The sequence below is a fragment of the Paenibacillus sp. FSL L8-0333 genome (assembly GCF_037965665.1).
In the GTDB taxonomy this organism is placed as follows: Bacteria; Bacillota; Bacilli; order Paenibacillales; family Paenibacillaceae; genus Paenibacillus_AQ; species Paenibacillus_AQ odorifer.
This window is the reverse complement of the sequence record NZ_CP150186.1, coordinates 3,734,595-3,751,819: the sequence shown is the minus strand read 5'-3', so window position 1 is coordinate 3,751,819 and position 17,225 is coordinate 3,734,595. Positions and strand designations below refer to the sequence as shown.

Genomic DNA, 17,225 nt, shown 5'->3' with positions numbered 1-17,225 from the left:
CGGATGTCAGTGAAGTCATTTTATAATGACGATAATCATTGATTACCGATGGTTGGTATCACTAGATGAATTGTAAAATAAGGAGAACTTGCAAATGAATAATACGGTATATCTTTATGTGTTTGACACAATGGCAGACTGGGAAATAGGCTACGTAACTGCCGAACTGAAATCGGGAAGATATTATAAAAAGGGGCTGGTCCCGTCAAAAATAGTTACCGTGGGAATTGATAAGACTCCAGTAACTACAATGGGCGGATTGAAAATACTGCCTGACATCAAATTGGATGAGTGCAGCATTGAAAGATCAGATCTATTGATTTTACCCGGTGGAGATACATGGACAGAAACCATTCACCACCCCCTCTTAAAAATCGCTGAAAGGTGTTTAAGGGAAGGTATATGGGTTGCAGCGATTTGTGGTGCTACAATGGGACTTGCCCAGACAGGATTGCTGAATTCACGTGGGCATACAAGCAATGATCTGGAATACCTTAAAATGATCTGTCCCACTTATACAGGAGAAAAGTATTACAAAATGGAGTCTGCTGTAACGGATGGAAAACTGATCACAGCATCTGGAATAGCTCCATTGGAATTTTCTGCACACATCTTGAAAGCTTTGGATGTGTTTTCTCCAAAAACATTAGACGCCTGGTATAGCCTTAATAAGACTAATGATTCTAAATATTACTATGAGTTGATGAATTCAATACAATGAAGGTATCAGCATTTAAGGAAAAGTGAAAGTGTGTTGTATATATGGATATGGACAAGATGCCACATGAGTAACAATGCGACTTAAAATATTCCTTCCATAGGAATCCTAATGGAGTACGATAGTTAAGCATAAAGGGTTCCACATATTAGTCATGTATAATATGTAGAACCCTTTATTATATCTGACTTTCCTAAATCTAGATCTTGATTAATTGAAAAAATAAAGTTGTAGACTGCACGCTGGCATTAAGTTGTTTAAGAATACATTTGGATAAAGTGGGAGATATTACTGAAAACTTCTCCAGATGGGCGGTTATTATGAAAAAAATACTGATATCATTTTTGGTGATACTTATTTTTTCCACTGTTACAGTAGTGGCTGCGCCTGAATACGCAAAATGGGGCAAAATTGCAGTAGAGGAAACACAAAAACGATACAATGCAGTCATAATTGATTATAAGCACATTGGTCGTACTGAACTAACACCTAAAAAGTCTGAAGAGAAATTCAAACTATGGATTAGAAGCAAAGCAGGTAACGAGTTTGGGGTTTTTGTATCAATCCAATTTGACCCATCAACTGATACAATCCAATCGATTCAGTTTTCTGAAACTAATCGTTAGATTTAATAAATCTCGCTATTTACGCTAATGGGGCACGATAGCACAATGACAACAGGCTGCCGAGATCATAGGCAGCCTGTTCAGCTAACGGGCAGAATAACGTGATGTAGGTGTGTATTTTAATGAGAAGAGTAATAGAGGTGGATTAAAGATAGGACTTTATTTTCCAGTCCAAGACTACCGCTGGTTTTATAAGGCGCCATTCTAAAAACCCTATTTTCCTCGGACATTACCTCCACAATATCAGCAGGGACCACGATCTTTGAGAATTTCCATCGTATGACTAGTTTAACCTCTAATTGAACTATCTTAATCCCAGGATGAAATCCCTGCAAAATGCTGTGAAATAACAGCATTTTATAAACTAGAACTAAGGACAGCTTACCTTACCAAAAAGGACTAAAATTACTACTTTGTTCTATAATTTCAACATATGAAAAATTCACAATAGAAAAATCAAAACCTATTCCTCTCCCTAGCTACAATTCACTAATTCAATAAGTTCTACGCCCCCACAAACAAAACCCATGAAAAAGGATACCCAACACCAACCTCTATGTTTACACAAGCTTTTTTTCTATTTTTATTGCTAGTTCCATAGCTTGTAGGGCATGGTCTAACTCGATTATGGATGAAGTACCCTCCTCTAAGCATTGGAGAGCATGCGTAATACTCTTTTCAAAAGGATTAGCTTGTTCTATCAATAGTTGCTGTTTACCTGCAGAGGTATATTCAATTAATGATCCTTCAACCTTTCCGTTCATGTCGTCACTTTCTTGATAGACAAGCTTTCCTTGTTCAAAATAAGCTTCATACCCTACGGAAAAAGGATAACCAGCTGGCATTTGTGAGGATACAACGATTTCTGCGGAGACATTCGTTTTCTGAAAATGGGTACGTACTAACGCTTGTTCATTTCGTCCACCATCGGTTCCCCACACAGAGTATTCTTCTAAAGATCCAAGCAGCCAGGTAACAAAATCAAGTTCGTGAATCATCAGATTTGTGGAGATAGAATGAAGTCCGAGATCACCCCACAGAGGTGCCGTTTCTCTTTTTAAGGTGAAGGCTAAGAGCTTTCCATATTTCTCTTGATGAGTGGTTTCGTATAAATATTTGTACGCAGGATCAAATTTAATAAATTGGTTCACGAGGATTCGTCTGCCATACTGTTGTTCTGCTTCCTTCATCGCAAGGGCATCTTCATTGTTAAAGCATACAGGTGTTTCACAGAATACATGTTTTCCATGCTTAAGCGCCTCAACGGCAAACTGTCTATGTAAAGTTACGGGCAGACAGATATCGATCACATCAATTGTGGTATCAAGCATGATATCCTCTATATTTGTGGTAATCTCAACGCCTAACGCTTGTTTTAAATTTTGCAGCTTAGCTTCATTTCTACCATAAACAATAACTTTGTCTACACGCTCATTTTTCGTCAATAATTCTGCATGATAAGCTCCGAACCCTGTTCCTAAAACGGCAATTTTCATATGTTTCAGCTCCCTTTATGTAATGAACTAATCATAACCTCTTATTGTTGACAACATCATGGCAAGAATTTTGAAGTATACTTGATAAAAAAGAAAAGCTCGGAGGTTCCCATGCGCTTGCATCGTTTGATTGCTATTTTATTATTAGTGGAGTCGAGAGGGAAAATGAAGGCCAATGAACTAGCTCAAGCCTTGGAGACTTCTGTACGTTCAATCTATAGAGATATTGATGTACTAGCTGAAGCTGGAATTCCTTTGTTGTCTATGTCGGGGCCGAATGGTGGTATCTCTTTAATGGAGGGATATACAGTTAACCTGAAGCAGTTACATGGTGAAGATGTAATCAATCTATATTTAACAGGTATGGGCATCTATTCTGGGGGACATTCTGAATCTGGTCTTAAGCTGAAGACGACGCTGTTGAAATTAGAAAAAACATTGCCCGCATCCTATCAACCTGACATTCAGAAAGCGCAAAAGCGCTTTTATTTCGATGACACACCATGGTGGACAGAACGAATAGAAATCCCCTGTCTGGAATCTATCCGGACAGCCGTTTGGCGATCTCAGAAACTACAGGTTAAGTACCAAAAGGTTAACGGAGAAGTATCGTGCAGGAAATTACAGCCCTATGGTCTTGTGGTGAAAAAAGAGGAATGGTATCTTATAGCCTACTGTGAAGAAGCTAATCAAATCCGAACGTTTAAATGTGAGCGAATTGTCTCTACGCAGCTTGTGGAAGAAGAGTACTCTATACCTATGGATTTTTCATTAGAAGAACACTGGAAGCAGCAGGGACAGGTTTTTAAGCAAGCGTGTAAAGAAGAAGAGGTCTATCCTGTTGTGATCAGAGCTGATAAGAGAACAATGTCTTCTTTATCTCAGCTAGAGATCATGGAAATGAGAGAAGAAGGGGATGCATTCATTTTAAAGGTGAATATGTTTGGTTATGAAAGTGCATGTGCTAATGTCTGGTGCATAATAGGTCATTCCGAAATCATGGAGCCCTTAGAGCTAAGGCAATATGTAAAAGGCCAGCTGAGTTTTCTTCAGGGAATATATGATTAACCGTTTTTTCTATGTAAAAGAGACCGTAGCTATTGCATATTCTGCAAAGATACGGTCCCTCTTTTCTGATAAAAGAATTAATTCACATAATTGGTTTACATAATAATGATTATGTTAACCGAGATGAGGATGATCCAATAAACAACGTATTGAATTGGAAAATCATCCTTTTATTGCTCTATTTTTAATACCAAGTGTTAATTTCTCTCTGGCAACAAGTCTTTTGTGCGCTACGAGAAGAAAAGGAAGACCAAAAGCTGTTGTTAAAGCCAACGGCACAAAGATCGCAAGGCCATTCTGAGCGCCATAATGGTCTAACAACACCCCACCGAAGATAGGTGCCATAACACTCCCTAAATTATTAAAGCCAATCGTACCAAAGTACGTCCCTTTCATTTCAGGTTTGGCAATCCGATCGATTAACATATCCATCATCGTAAAGAGTAAGACTTCCCCTATAGTGAACAGAACTACACTGATCATTAGTAGAGCCACACCACCAGCAAGCCCCACTAAGAGAAGACTAAGTGCAACGCAGATATTCCCAAGTATTAAAGGGACAATCGGTGGAAATTTACTTGCCGTACGTACAATGGGATACTGCACTACTAACACGGTTATAGCATTCAGTGAAAGCATATAGGAGAACAATTGCCCCCCATTGGTGAAATGCGTGTTCATCGCTAAATATTGAGCCATTGTTGAGCCGAAGTGACCGTATCCTAACACACAAAAGATTGTACCCAGCAATACTGGCAGGAACACACGGTCTTTTCCTGTGATCGTCAAAGCTTCGAGTAAACGTGGTGCTTGAGCTTGTGTACGGGCGGGCATGCTTGAACGATGTGCCTTAAATTGCATGAATAATACAATTCCGTATGCAACATATACGATTCCGGCGATTAGAAAAGGAAAAGTTGATTCCGCAGAGCCGAGCTGTAGCCCAATGATCGGACCAAATACTACACCAAGATTAATTGCTGCATATCTAAGATTAAAGACAAGCAGCTTGCTCTCGGGTGGCGTAATATCGGACAAAAGTGCCCGTGAAGTAGGCTCGAATACTGATCGACATAAGCCATTTAGGGTGTTTACCAAGAAAAATACCCATAGATGCTGAGCCACTGAGAAACCGAAGAAGACGGCTGCCCAGCCAAATACCGAGATTAACATCACGATTTTGCGGCCAACAATATCAGAAATATAACCGCCATAGAAACTAGCCAATACGCCTGCCAGCGAGCTAACCGCGACCGTAATCCCTGTTTGTGTCGGGGAAGCTCCGAGAACTTGGGTCAGATAAATGGATAAGAATGGGATGCTCATCGAGGTCACCAGACGTCCGAACATAGTGCCGATGATAATTGTCCAGGCTAGAGGGTGAATGTGCCTTAGATGCTGTTTCATAATGATTACGATCTCCTAGTCTTATTGCTCTAATATTGTTGCTGCATATTCATTGTTGATTTATGTATAATTATAATGATAAAAGGGGGAAGGAAAAGTGTAAGAAATACATTGACCGTTTCACCTTTAAAGGAGTGAACCATTTGGACCAGATAAGTAATCATTTTTTATGTTTAGCAGCAAGCGTTACTAGTTCGTTCAAAGTGAATGAACCTGTTCCTGTGACGATAGATTTATTGGCTTCGATCCTAATTTGCACTCCACGCAATGTTAAATTCGTTCTGCGGAAACTGGAAGAGCAGGAATATATTCTATGGCAGCCGGGGAGAGGCAGGGGGCATATCTCTCAACTTACTTTTTTAAAAAGTATTGATGAGGTGTTCGAGGATAGCTTTCAGGAGTTAGTCAGTAAAGGCAAGATAAAAGAAGCTATCGAATTGATGAGCAGCGATCAGGTGACCGGACCCTTAAAGGAACGATTGTTAACGATGTTAAATAAACAGATGGGTTTTCGTAGTGAAGCAGAGTCAACCTCAGGGCTGGACGTCCTGCGGATTACCCGTAACCGGCATAAGGAAGTACTGGACCCTGCTTATGTATACACCGCTTTTGAATCCTATTTGCTGGGTCAGATCTATAGCACACTAGTTACTTATGACGCAACGACCGATGCCTTTCTTCCTGGTTTGGCCCATATGTGGGAAGCTAATGAGGAGCATACAAGTTATATTTTTTACCTCCGCAAGGGGGTACGCTTTCATCACGGAAGAATTATGACCTCGAGAGATGTAAAAGAGACGCTACAACGGCTTATTGACTTGAATAGCCCTGCGGTGAACCTTTATAAGGATATCGAACGAGTAGAGGTTGAAGGAGATCATCGAATCCGGTTTGATCTGTCTCGTCCAAATCTCTTTTTTCTGCATCTGTTTAGTTGCATTCACATGTCCATACTCCCATACGATATAGACATCACTAGTGAAGTGATCGGTACAGGTCCTTACCGTTTAATGGATCTGAATGAGGATGTATTGGTGCTCGCAGCTTTTGATTTTTATTTCGGAATTCGGCCGCTCCTGGATCGTGTTGAGATTTGGTATTTGCCAAAAGAGGCTTCTAATGAACGCCAATACCAGCTGCCAGATCCTGAACATGGAGAACTTTTACCTGATATCATCAGCAATCACAGTATAGATTACCCGGCCTTAGGCTGTAGATATATTCTGTTTAATTTTCATAGAGAGGGAATTCATCAGCAGCTATGGTTTCGTCAAGTGATCCGTATCCTTTACAGTCGAACGGCTTTAATAAAAGAGTTGGGTGGCAATCGTATCACTCCAGCAGATAGCTTTTTGCCATGGGAGAGCAGTAAGAGAGAGCTTGTAGATCCAACTTTGGAACATGCACAAGCGCTTTTAGTGGAAAATGGGTATCAGGGAGAAGTCATTACTTTAGCAACTAAGGATAAAAAAGAAGAACGAGAAGAAGCGTTATGGCTCAAAACACGCGCTGCCTCCGTAGGTTTGCAAATTGAGTTATATTTTTTTAATGAATTTAAGGCAGATCATATACAGACAACAGCCGAGATCCAACTTGCTGAAGAGGTGCTGGAAGATGATTGGCAATGGGGAATGATTAACTACTTTAATAATAAATCTAATTATTTATTTTCTTTGCTTAGAGAGGATCAGATTTCATTGTTTTCGAAGGTATTAGGTCCTTTCACAGAATCTCCAAAGGATGAACGGGTGAAGCTGCTGAATCAAGCGGAGGGGATTTTACGAGACAATTATTGGGTGCTGCATGGCTGTCATATGAATAAAAAAGCTCAGCTAAATCAAAGCCTGTTTGGTCTGCACACCGGTTCCTTCGGGTTTTTGGACATCTCCAAGTTATGGATTAAAACTAGGCTTTAAGGTTTTCTTTTGTTATACTTTCCAGGGAGGCTGTATCGATAGAATCGAATGGTGCTCTAGTTGGATCAGATTTATGAATTGTAGCCATGGAGGTGAACTCGTTGGATTTTGCTCAGATCCGTATGGACCGAGACAAAAGAACGGTCGATACTTGACTCTTTTTTTGCCATTCGGACCTGTTTAGCGGATAAGCTAAGCGGTCTTTTTATTTGTTTAAAATAAGGTGAAAAAAGGGGAGACTTACATGCGTTTTCTATTCGTGGGTGCAGGAGCTATTGGTGGTTATTTTGGAGGGCGTCTAGTTCAAAAAGGGGAAGATGTAACTTTTCTAGTCCGTTCTACTAAACAAAAGCAGTTAGAAGATGAGGGTCTGGCAATAAAAAGTGTGCATGGTGACTTTCAGACTCCCGTTCGGACGATTACATACGGGGAGAAGGCAGAGCCTTTTGACTGTATTATTATTGCAGTGAAGGCCTATCATTTGCCTCAGGTGATGATGGATCTAACCCCTTTCGTCGGTGAACATACAATGATTCTCCCGCTCCTCAATGGTCATAATCATTTTGGTATTATGCACAAGCATTTTGGAGCAGAAAAGGTATTGGGTGGTCTTTGTTATATCGAAACAACGTTAGATTCGAATGGAGCTATCATACAAAGTAGTTCTTTCCATAGTATTGTGTTTGGTGAATGGGCGGGTGGGGAGTCAGAACGGATGCAGATACTTCTCAGCCATTTGGATAAAGCAGGATTCACTGTGATATTAAGTTCTGATATTCAACGCGAAGTGTGGCAGAAATATATATTCGTAGCTAGTTTAAGCGGGATTACAACTTTAATGGATAGCTCGGTTGGACCTATTTTAGCCTCACCTACAGCTCGTGCTATTTATGAGCAGCTTCTGAATGAGATCGTGAGCATAGCGCAAAGTGCAGGTATGCCTGTTGGACCAGATATGGTGTCGGTCACGATGCAAAAGATGGATTCGGTCCTGCCCGAATTTACCTCCTCTATGCATAGGGATATGCTAAAACATCTGCCAGTGGAAGCTGAGCATCTGCATGGTGCACTTTTGGCGATGGCGATGGCTGTACCTGGTCAAGTTATGTATCCCATTCTCGAAACCGCATATGCCCGTTTGAAAGTTTACGAAAGCGTTAATGATATGAGATGATCTGTATAAAATGACTGTAAGGAGCTGGACGATTATGAAGGAACTGAATCAAAAGATAATGACTTTTCTAATGTTCGAAGGAAAGGCTGAAGAAGCTATGAATTTCTATACTTCTTTATTTGATCACTCCGAAATCATCAGTATTAAGCGTTATGGAGCAAATGAAGCAGGCCCTGAAGGGAGTGTCATGCAGGCTACTTTTTCATTACATGGACAAGTTTTTATGTGTATAGATAGCTATGTGAAGCATGGATTCACCTTTACTCCAGCGGTATCCTTATATGTGAATTGTGAAAGTGAAGCTGAAATTGACCGCGTTTATGCAGCATTATCCCAGGGTGGACAGGTGCTCATGCCACTAGGTGAATATCCATTCAGTTCGAAATTTGGCTGGGTGGCGGATCAATTTGGCGTGTCTTGGCAATTAAATCTTCTGGGGAATGTGTAAACGATTGATGTGTTGCACAGACAGATAATACGCTGTATCACAAGGGGCCGAGGTCGTCTATAAATGACGAACTCGGCCCCTTAGTGTCAGGCAGCGGAAAGGTCTGAGGACTCTTCTGATTTTAACTCACGATTGCAGCCCGCTTATGACTAATGATGAAATTCTCTCGGCGACTTCTTGTTGATTTATAGTATTATTTCCTGTTACCCATTGATAGACACCTTCATGGATCATTTGTGCGATGATCGGTACATAAAAGCTTTTCATGTTATCTCCTAAAGCGTTAGATAAGTGAACCTTCAGCTCATTTACAATCTTCTCTTTCAATTGAGGGACAACCATCCCTATATAACTGCTGCGGCATTGTATGTTCGGTTGCTGATAGAAATCGAATACCGATAATACGAGTTGAATGATGCCTTCTTGATCGAATTTAATTTCTCCTTCAGTATGTTTTACAATAGCCGCGGATGCCGAATCACCCATAATATAATCCAATAATTCATATTTATCATTAAAGTGTGCATAAAACGTGGCTCGATTAACTTTAGCTCCCTTTGTTATATCGACGATTGTTATTTTCTCAAAATCCTTCAGGGAAACTAACCTTAAAAAGGAGTCAATTAAAGACTGTTTAGTCTGTGTCAGCCGAATATTGTTTACTTTAGTAGCCATTACTTCACTCCTACCCAACAATTTAGCAATCTTGTTGCTATAGCAACATTTGCAGGTTGATTGTTGATTGATACATTAAATTAGTAGCTGTATATTAGCAATTAAAGCAACAGCTGTTGCTTTAATATATCATAGAAAAGGAGTTCATCAAAAATGAAAAATATTGTTATCGTTGGTGCAGGGCCTGGGTTAGGATTGTCTCTAGCTAAAAAATTCGGAGTTAATGGATTTAGGGTGGCTGTCATTTCACGCAATCCCGAGAAATTATCAATGATTATAAGTGAACTTAAGAAACTTAATATTGAAACACAATCTTTTGTAGCGGATGTGACAGATTTAGCAGCGCTAAAACAAGTCTTTCAAGCGATAATAAAAGAGTTTGGTTCAATCGATGTACTAGAGTTCAGTCCGTATGCAGGGTGGGATAAATTCACTCATGTGCTGGAAACTACACCTCAAAGTGTGTTGGAACAAATAAACAGTTACTTGCTGCCCGCCGTTCTTTCAGTTAATGAAGTATTACCCGATATGATCCATAGAGGATCAGGAGCCATTCTTTTTACCACTGGTATTTCTGCTATGTTCCCGTTGCCTTTTGTAGGAAATGGCGGCATTGTTATGTCTGGTATACGAAATTATGCTACTGCTTTACACAATCAGTTAATAGATAAAGGAGTATTTGTCGGCCATCTTTCCATAGGGACAATGATACAAGCTGGAACAGCTGGTGATCCTGATGTTATTGCAGAGACTTGGTATAGCTTATATGAAAAGCAAGATAACTTTGAGGAAGTATTCCCTCTAGGATTCGACCCGACCCTTTTTCCAAATTAAAAAACTAAATCTTATTGGATAAGCAAGTCGCCTTAATGGCGGCTTTTTATCTATTAGAAGACTTATCTCTCATCAGAGTGAAGCAGGATTGAAGGGTCAGATGAAAGGATTTAATTACATTGCTGAACAACGGTAGTGCGTTCATTAGTAATCGTGACTTTGGAATGACCTGATAAATATTCGGTATAACCGCACACGGTTTGTTCTTTAGACTGTCCGTTAGAGTTGGTGTATCGAAGATATATAGCACCTTCACCATTTAGACTCAATTTTGGTTTGAATTTTTTCTTTTGTCCTGCTTTTATTGGACTTGTATATAATTTCTTTGAATCCGCACGAATTAATCCTACTTCGATAGAGCTAATATCAACATCAGATTGATTATCTACGATGACTGAGAAGCTTTTAAACGGACTCAGAAGATTTGATATCGTCCCTACGCCAAGAACAACTCCACAAGCAATCAGAAATATCGTAATCCCTATAAAAAATCGTTTTCTCATCTTTTAGTCCCCCTATATAAGTAAGACAGGGTTTACTTAAAAAATGTTACATCAAGGAGAAGTTATTTATAACAATTAATTACCAAATGTAGCGTGGACATGCATGTTATTATAAATATATTCCATATTAATGATTTGAAAAGGGGTTTTGCATTGACTACTATTCGTCATTTTGAACAAGGTGACATGCCATTACTTGGGGAACTTTATAACTCGGTATCTACAAAGGGGAATGTTGTTTTTTGGTGGGTTGGTAATGAGGAAAATTGGGAAAATGTATATTGCGCTTTCGAGGACGGTAAAATGGTGGCCAAAGGCCAAGTGAGCATCATCAATATTGTGCCGCCCGGCCGTTCCAAGGATAGCAGACATTCGATCTACCTGAACTTAAAAACAATACCAGAACGTGAAAGTGATTTTGATTTATTAGAAAAAGTGTATCAGTCACTCTTATTAAGAGCCCTTGAATTAAAAGAAACTTTATCAAAGGATTACAAAACCACTCTTTGTATAGGGAACGATTCGGCAGAGGTCTTGAATACTCAATTTTTCGAAAAAGTGAAGGGCTTCTCTCATTATAATAGCTTATTTAAGATGAAACACAATCTAAGTGATGGTTTGTCCGAACCCACTCTGGCTAAGGAACTTGAATTCGCAACCTGGAATATGGAGACGCCTGAAGAAGACGAGCATTATTTGGAATTAGAAGCTGAGATTTGGCCGGAAACTCCGCTAGGGAAAGAACGGTTAGCTGAATTCAAACAAAATCCGCTCTGGACATCACTTGTTGTTCGAGAAGGGGAGAAGGTTGCGGGTAGCTTAATGGTCTGGCAGGAAGAGAAGGGCGGCTATATCGAAAATGTATTTGTACTTGAACCATGGAGAAGATCCGGAATTGCTAAGTACATGCTTTTTCAAGCATTGAACTATTTTAGAACCCACGGACTGGAAGAGGCATGCCTGATGGTGCTTACGGAAAATGATTCAGCATTACGGCTATATGAATCAGTGGGATTTATTCTAACAAATGAGGAAAGACGATATCGGATTGAGCTATAAAAGTTATTGAAAGTGAAGGATTACCAAGCAAAGTGCGATAGCTTTTTTGTCGAGCCTAGGTTCGAAGTTAAGGTCGCACTTTATTTGATAATCCGCTCTGTGAATCATCTGCTAAATGCTTTCATGCCTTTTGCTTTCCATCACATTTCTTACATACGTTAAGCTTTTCACCTGAAATGCCTTTCCCGAAGTACAACAGCTTAATACGTGTGCTGCCACAGATCGGACATGTTCCTCTGGCACGGGAGGGAATGCGCCAAAGTGCTTTGCCGCGTTTGTTTTTTGACATGATTTGACCCCACCTTTACTCTTAATACTCCATCTTATGACCAAGAGGAACTTAAAGTTCGAAGAGTGAAAAGAATAGAAAATCAGAAGAAAAAGGGCTGAAAAACGCTCTCAAAAAACAGCGTATAACTTAAATTATACGCTGTTTTGATTTTAAGGCGTTTTTTTAGGGGGAATGGGGCACTTGGACGAGTAAAACAGGTGGATTTTAAAGGGATATTTTATAAATAACGGATGTCGATATCTTTGAATCTTCCCGCTGACATTTTAGCCATTCTGAATTGCAGGGAACCTTGCTTATAAGTGCCTCTGCTCTGATCTGGAATGACGGGAACTGGCAGCTGAATAATCTCGCTATGATCTTTTCCTAAACCTGTTAATTTAATTTGTGTGCGATTGATTTGTGCCCATATACTTTCGGGGTGGATTCCGCTCGGAATACGAATTTTGGTAATCAGGTGATTATGAGTGTCGATATGCTCAAAGCTTAAACTTGAGGTTTCGTTCATAAATGAAGAGGAGGTCGCTGCAGTTGCTTCTCGGATGACTTTTTCGACATACCCGTCAATTTGGTTAGGATCCAACTTCCACTGCTCTTCAAGAGCTTTCAAGGATAACTTTTTCTTAAAAAAAGGATCTTCATTCATCCAATCTAAAGGGTTCGTCTTATTGGGACTCATAGCTCTGCGCCTCCTACGGTTTTTATCCATTGTATGGGCGTTTGACTTATTCAGTGACATCTGGGCGAATATCTACATAGAATAGCTTATCATTCCGAAAGGAGGAGTGGTTTGGTGGTTTCAATCATCGGCAATATTAAAATCAATAGCGTAGGCCCCAGCTCCACAGTCTTAGTAGGAAATACGGCATCCGTTATCCTGAGCAGCAACTCTAAAATTTATGCCGGTGCCAACTCCTTCTCCATAGGTGACTCCATAGGTACGAATATAACGAATAATGCGGCCAGCAGTACAAATACGATGGATTCAGATGTGGTGGATCAAGTATCACCTCCTTAAGGGTGGGGTTTAAATGAACATTACGGTATATCAATGCATATCGATCTATAATCTAAAAATCGGTACTATCTCTAATTCCTCGGTTCTTCAGATTGGTACATCGGGACGAATCAATACTTTGTCTCATAATTATGAGACCTCTGGAGCTCCATCATCGCCTCCAACACCTCCAGCGGAAAAAATGGATTCACCCCTTGTGTCCTTACCGCCAGCGGCGGAACTATATGCACATCTGAATTAGGCTCTTTGTCCCCGCATACAATAAACCATAGGAGGGGGTTGTATGCATCCGTATTACGCTCAGCAGGTTTTTAATACACTAAGATTGCAAGCGGAGAAGATTCAACAGCTAGAGAAGCAGCTTCGAGATTTGCAAGGCGATGTAGACAGCATAAAGAACAATAAATCTGCAAGTATAGGACCTATCAATTATCATTTTGAACAATTAAAAATCGAAAAGCTGGAAGGCACTTTAAATATAGGCATTACACCGAATGAGGGGAACAATCTGGATGAAGCGATGATCAACGGTAAACCTATTGGAGAGCAGGAGGTAGGTACAACTGCCTTATCGGATCAGATTCGCCCACAGATTCTGAAGTATGTGCAAGAAGAGGTTCCCTCGCAATTTTCACGTTTAGAAAAAGAGAAGAATTTAAGCATTGATGAGCAATATATCCAAATGGTGACTCAGGATCTGCTGAATCAGATGGATGGACGGATTAACGAGTATGTAAGCCAACTCCCTGCCACAGAAGAAGGGCGTGGATACACTGATGAGGAATGCGCTTCTATTGTAGAGCAAATCAAACGAGATATCGTTATGGCAGTAGAGCGGCATTTGGAAATAAATATAACCGGAAGGCGGGAGACGAATGAAGATAACGGTGATCAATAGAGATATTAGTGTCAATGCAGTGAAAGTCGTTTCGATCTCGGGTTCATCAGTATTTTTAGTAGGGGATACTCAATCCATTCATTGCTCCTCGGCGTTTGACAGCGTAATAGAATATACTCAGAGCGCTCCAGATCAAGTCAAAAAAGGCAGTTAACCTATGCACACCTCACGCATACAAGATGTCTATATCAACAATCTGTCTGACAGTTCTATTTTTATATGTGGATCTGTAGGCCGGGTTCAATCTAAATTCCTGGGAAGCAAGGAGAATTACCTTTTTAACATAAAGGAGATTAATAATCGCACGAAAGATACTACACTCATAGACATTCCTATCCCTGTATGGACAAACCAAGGGAATGAAGTGGATGAATTTGTGATATTAAAGGATTCCGCGGAATCAACAATTAATATACAATATATCAAAATTCTGTCGATTGGGTCTGGCACGACCTTCCAGATTGGAAACAGCGGGTCAGTTCATCTGGAGAGTCGAACCATTGAGTTTAAACGAGAAGTGGCTGCAAAAGATAAGGAGTAACAACAACTATTTTAATTCTTTTGGCAGAGAAATTGCGAATATATTGTGCTCCGTCTGGATGTAGAGAATACCATTCGCACTGAATAGTTTGCCGTATTGTTGTGCTCCAGTTTTTACTTTGCCAAGCGCTTTTCCTGTTTCTGCATTTATGATAAAGAAATATCCGTTCTCATAGCCGGCGTATAGCCCCTTACCCATAGATTGAACGCTTAACGCAGGACTGTCCGGCCCGTTGAAGCTTATAATGCGATTATCGTTCATTTGAACGGCAGTGATCTGTGCATCCTTTTGGAAAAAAGCCATGTTATTTACTGGACCAGCCACCCAATTTCCGTACTCCTCATAACTTTTGGGTTCACTCGCTGTTTCTTGACCTAAGGTAAAGCGGTATAGTGGATGACCCCCCCATTGGTCTAAACCTCCATCGACTGTATATAGATACGAGCCTTGAAGTGATGTAAAATAATTACCGAGTCTACTGACATCTTCGAGCGGTTTATAGTTCTTTTTGGTCTTCGCTTTTCCAGTTTTAACATCAACATGTACCAAGGTCAACTGATAGCCTTTAAGAGGCTCGTTAGAGGCATCATTTGCAGCATTTACTTGTTCGCGGAGTAATAATTCACCATCCCGGTAAGCAACAAAGCTATAAAATCCCTGAATTCTCCATAACCTCTTGCCTGTAGCCGGATCGAGCCCGAAAAACTGTGTACGCCTATTATCAACAGTACTGGATACTACCAATACCCCGTTATATAGGCCGTCGATACTTCCTACATACATAGGGATGTCTTTATTCTCCCAGATTTTTTTACCAGTAACCGGGTGATAAGCTGCAATTCCACCATGCTCGTTCCGGAAGTACAACACTCCGTTAACTAACTCCGCGAAAGCACCGATTTCAATCGGATCTTTGGCAGCCTTAACCTTCCAAAGCAATTTCCCCGTTTGGGCATTAACTTTTACAAGATAACCCTCATAAGTGATAAAGAAAATCGAGTTATTCGTTATAATCTCAGGATTTGTTCCGTTTTTGTAGGACCATTTAACTTTGCCTGTACTGAGATCGGCGGCCTTTAGTGTCCCGCCTGATGAATAATAGAATAATCCATTTGCAGTAGGGGCCTGTTGGCTATAAATCCCTTGACCATCTGCCTTGTCGTGCCATAAGGGTTTAATTGTGGTGATAGAGTCGACGGTTGTTGAAGAGGAGGCAGGGGTTGTTACTGCTGCTTGAGCACCAGGCAAATATACACCAGCTCCAGATACGAGCAAGGAGGATGCTATAACGGTCTTTAGGATAAACGGTACATATTTCACGATTTTAGCTCCTTATAGATCATTTATAATATATTGACGCAGGGAATGGATATTTGTTTCTCAATTGTAAAAATACACTTGTTAACATAATAAATAATATGTTAACAAGAAAAGACGAATCAGTTTCGCACAAAATTCTTGTGAGAACCAATTCGCCTAGTAAAAGAATATGTCAACAGTTGATTTGTTTAGAAACCTTCACGAAGCCATGTAGTCGCTAACTTGATAGCTCCTTTTTTAGCATGAGTCTCGGCTAAAGGATTCAGCATGACAAAATCATGAATGATGCCTTGGAAGCGGACAGCCGTAACATTCACGCCAGCTTCCCGCAATTTGGCGGCATAAGCTTCACCTTCATCCCGTAGCACATCTGCTTCACCAGTAATAACCAGTGCATCTGGTAAATCCCGTAGCTGCTCTAGGTTAGCCCGAAGAGGAGAGGCAGTGATTTGATTTCGTTCCTCAGGGTCAGTGGTATACTGATCCCAGAACCATTTCATGCCGTCCCGCTGCAAGAAATAACCTTCGGCGAACTCATGATAGGATTCAGTATCAAACGAGGCATCCGTTACCGGATAGAATAGTAGTTGTTTCGCTATCTTCGGTCCACTCCGTTCTTTCGCCATGAGAGTAATAGCAGCTGCCATATTCCCACCGACGCTGTCTCCGGCTATAGAAAGCTTGCTAGTATCTAATCCGTGCTCGCTTCCTTTTTCAGCTGTCCACTTGAGAACTGCGTAGATTTCTTCAATAGCTGTAGGATATTTAGCTTCTGGGGAGAGGCTGTAATTTGGGAAAACAATAGCGGCCTCCGCTCCGACAGCTAGTTCACGGATCAAGCGATCATGGGTATGGGCATTCCCAAACACCCATCCTGCGCCATGAATGTACAGGATAACAGGCAACGATGCTGATGAGGAGCTAGGGGGGCGAACGATTCGTATGGAAACATCACCGTTAGGTCCACCTGGCACCATTAGATCTTCAATATCAACTTCCGGTTTATATATATCACTGGATTGTACGCTATCTACCGTTTCACGACCTTTTTCTGGCCCAAGGTCAGGTAGAAAGGGAGGTTTCGCATTATCATCGGCAAATTTTTGAGCTGCTGGCTCAAGAATGATCTTAGTTTTGTTTGGCATGATTTATCGTCTCCTTTGACTGGTCATAGTCTAGTATACCCTCTTCATTCCATAACCATCTAAGCAGCTGCTGAAACGAATGCCAGTTTA

The 17,225-nt window shown here is 40.6% G+C and carries 21 protein-coding genes; 13 read left to right on the top strand and 8 right to left on the bottom strand.

Going from position 1 to position 17,225, the window contains the following annotated elements; translation table 11 throughout:
• The first annotated feature begins 94 nt into the window (after positions 1 to 94).
• Together NYE72_RS16740 and NYE72_RS16735 are read left to right on the top strand one after the other, a co-directional pair.
• Positions 95 to 721 (top strand): type 1 glutamine amidotransferase family protein, encoded by a 627-nt coding sequence (locus NYE72_RS16740; protein WP_076099070.1) that lies wholly within the window; start codon positions 95 to 97, stop codon positions 719 to 721.
• Between the two features lie 317 nt (positions 722 to 1,038).
• Positions 1,039 to 1,344, top strand: coding sequence for a DUF3889 domain-containing protein (locus NYE72_RS16735; protein ID WP_076099071.1), 306 nt, complete (start codon positions 1,039 to 1,041; stop codon positions 1,342 to 1,344).
• Between the two features lie 560 nt (positions 1,345 to 1,904).
• Here the strand turns inward: NYE72_RS16735 and NYE72_RS16730 are convergent.
• The gene (locus tag NYE72_RS16730; protein ID WP_339210039.1) at positions 1,905 to 2,840 is read right to left on the bottom strand and encodes a Gfo/Idh/MocA family oxidoreductase; all 936 of its coding nucleotides are present in this window, start codon (positions 2,838 to 2,840) and stop codon (positions 1,905 to 1,907) included.
• Positions 2,841 to 2,951: 111 nt separating this feature from the next.
• On the opposite strand from NYE72_RS16730, the gene NYE72_RS16725 reads away from it, so the two are divergent.
• Positions 2,952 to 3,908 carry a WYL domain-containing protein gene (locus tag NYE72_RS16725; protein ID WP_076142206.1) on the top strand — a complete coding sequence of 319 codons (957 nt, stop codon included), beginning with the start codon at positions 2,952 to 2,954 and terminating at the stop codon, positions 3,906 to 3,908.
• A gap of 162 nt (positions 3,909 to 4,070) precedes the next feature.
• Here the strand turns inward: NYE72_RS16725 and NYE72_RS16720 are convergent, their stop codons facing one another.
• Positions 4,071 to 5,315, bottom strand: coding sequence for an MFS transporter (locus NYE72_RS16720; RefSeq protein WP_036687590.1), 1,245 nt, complete (start codon positions 5,313 to 5,315; stop codon positions 4,071 to 4,073).
• Between the two features lie 143 nt (positions 5,316 to 5,458).
• Here NYE72_RS16720 and NYE72_RS16715 point away from each other — a divergent pair, with 143 nt between their 5' ends.
• The 3 genes from NYE72_RS16715 to NYE72_RS16705 all read left to right on the top strand — a co-directional run bounded on the left by NYE72_RS16715 (position 5,459) and on the right by NYE72_RS16705 (position 8,853).
• Positions 5,459 to 7,231: an ABC transporter substrate-binding protein gene (locus NYE72_RS16715; RefSeq protein ID WP_339210037.1), complete on the top strand. Its 1,773-nt coding sequence runs from the start codon at positions 5,459 to 5,461 to the stop codon at positions 7,229 to 7,231.
• A 244-nt stretch (positions 7,232 to 7,475) separates the two neighbouring features.
• Positions 7,476 to 8,405 carry a ketopantoate reductase family protein gene (locus NYE72_RS16710; protein WP_038571470.1) on the top strand — a complete coding sequence of 310 codons (930 nt, stop codon included), beginning with the start codon at positions 7,476 to 7,478 and terminating at the stop codon, positions 8,403 to 8,405.
• 34 nt (positions 8,406 to 8,439) lie between these two features.
• The gene (locus NYE72_RS16705) at positions 8,440 to 8,853 is read left to right on the top strand and encodes a VOC family protein (RefSeq protein WP_339210035.1); all 414 of its coding nucleotides are present in this window, start codon (positions 8,440 to 8,442) and stop codon (positions 8,851 to 8,853) included.
• 126 nt (positions 8,854 to 8,979) lie between these two features.
• On the opposite strand, the gene NYE72_RS16700 is transcribed toward NYE72_RS16705, so the two are convergent.
• The gene (locus NYE72_RS16700; RefSeq protein ID WP_076099076.1) at positions 8,980 to 9,528 is read right to left on the bottom strand and encodes a TetR family transcriptional regulator; all 549 of its coding nucleotides are present in this window, start codon (positions 9,526 to 9,528) and stop codon (positions 8,980 to 8,982) included.
• A 153-nt stretch (positions 9,529 to 9,681) separates the two neighbouring features.
• Here NYE72_RS16700 and NYE72_RS16695 point away from each other — a divergent pair, with 153 nt between their 5' ends.
• On the top strand, positions 9,682 to 10,362 hold the full coding sequence (locus NYE72_RS16695; RefSeq protein WP_076099077.1) for an SDR family NAD(P)-dependent oxidoreductase: 681 nt from the start codon (positions 9,682 to 9,684) through the stop codon (positions 10,360 to 10,362).
• Positions 10,363 to 10,472: 110 nt separating this feature from the next.
• Here NYE72_RS16695 and NYE72_RS16690 read toward each other — a convergent pair whose 3' ends face one another.
• Positions 10,473 to 10,865, bottom strand: a complete 393-nt coding sequence (locus NYE72_RS16690; protein WP_076099078.1) for a hypothetical protein — start codon at positions 10,863 to 10,865, stop codon at positions 10,473 to 10,475.
• Positions 10,866 to 11,051: 186 nt separating this feature from the next.
• Between NYE72_RS16690 and NYE72_RS16685 the strand changes: the two genes are divergently transcribed.
• Positions 11,052 to 11,924 (top strand): GNAT family N-acetyltransferase, encoded by an 873-nt coding sequence (locus tag NYE72_RS16685; protein ID WP_076142209.1) that lies wholly within the window; start codon positions 11,052 to 11,054, stop codon positions 11,922 to 11,924.
• 121 nt (positions 11,925 to 12,045) lie between these two features.
• On the opposite strand, the gene NYE72_RS16680 is transcribed toward NYE72_RS16685, so the two are convergent.
• On the bottom strand, positions 12,046 to 12,213 hold the full coding sequence (locus NYE72_RS16680; RefSeq protein WP_169744777.1) for a hypothetical protein: 168 nt from the start codon (positions 12,211 to 12,213) through the stop codon (positions 12,046 to 12,048).
• Between the two features lie 220 nt (positions 12,214 to 12,433).
• A complete protein-coding gene (locus NYE72_RS16675) occupies positions 12,434 to 12,892 on the bottom strand; it encodes an Hsp20/alpha crystallin family protein (protein WP_036687578.1) in 459 nt (152 codons plus the stop codon).
• 114 nt (positions 12,893 to 13,006) lie between these two features.
• On the opposite strand from NYE72_RS16675, the gene NYE72_RS16670 reads away from it, so the two are divergent.
• Genes NYE72_RS16670 through NYE72_RS16650 form a run of 5 tightly spaced genes read left to right on the top strand, consistent with a single transcriptional unit; the run spans position 13,007 to position 14,670 of the window.
• Positions 13,007 to 13,231 carry a spore germination protein gene (locus NYE72_RS16670; RefSeq protein ID WP_036687577.1) on the top strand — a complete coding sequence of 75 codons (225 nt, stop codon included), beginning with the start codon at positions 13,007 to 13,009 and terminating at the stop codon, positions 13,229 to 13,231.
• Between the two features lie 13 nt (positions 13,232 to 13,244).
• A complete protein-coding gene (locus NYE72_RS16665) occupies positions 13,245 to 13,472 on the top strand; it encodes a spore germination protein GerPB (RefSeq protein WP_036687575.1) in 228 nt (75 codons plus the stop codon).
• 42 nt (positions 13,473 to 13,514) lie between these two features.
• On the top strand, positions 13,515 to 14,129 hold the full coding sequence (gene gerPC / locus NYE72_RS16660; protein ID WP_036687573.1) for a spore germination protein GerPC: 615 nt from the start codon (positions 13,515 to 13,517) through the stop codon (positions 14,127 to 14,129).
• Positions 14,107 to 14,283: a spore gernimation protein GerPD gene (locus NYE72_RS16655; protein ID WP_111504304.1), complete on the top strand. Its 177-nt coding sequence runs from the start codon at positions 14,107 to 14,109 to the stop codon at positions 14,281 to 14,283. Before gerPC ends, NYE72_RS16655 begins: the two co-directional genes overlap by 23 nt.
• Positions 14,284 to 14,286: 3 nt before the next feature.
• The gene (locus NYE72_RS16650) at positions 14,287 to 14,670 is read left to right on the top strand and encodes a hypothetical protein (protein ID WP_036687572.1); all 384 of its coding nucleotides are present in this window, start codon (positions 14,287 to 14,289) and stop codon (positions 14,668 to 14,670) included.
• A 6-nt stretch (positions 14,671 to 14,676) separates the two neighbouring features.
• On the opposite strand, the gene NYE72_RS16645 is transcribed toward NYE72_RS16650, so the two are convergent.
• A complete protein-coding gene (locus tag NYE72_RS16645; protein WP_036687570.1) occupies positions 14,677 to 15,990 on the bottom strand; it encodes a PQQ-binding-like beta-propeller repeat protein in 1,314 nt (437 codons plus the stop codon).
• Between the two features lie 188 nt (positions 15,991 to 16,178).
• Positions 16,179 to 17,135: an alpha/beta hydrolase gene (locus tag NYE72_RS16640; RefSeq protein WP_036687569.1), complete on the bottom strand. Its 957-nt coding sequence runs from the start codon at positions 17,133 to 17,135 to the stop codon at positions 16,179 to 16,181.
• Positions 17,136 to 17,225 lie beyond the last annotated feature (90 nt).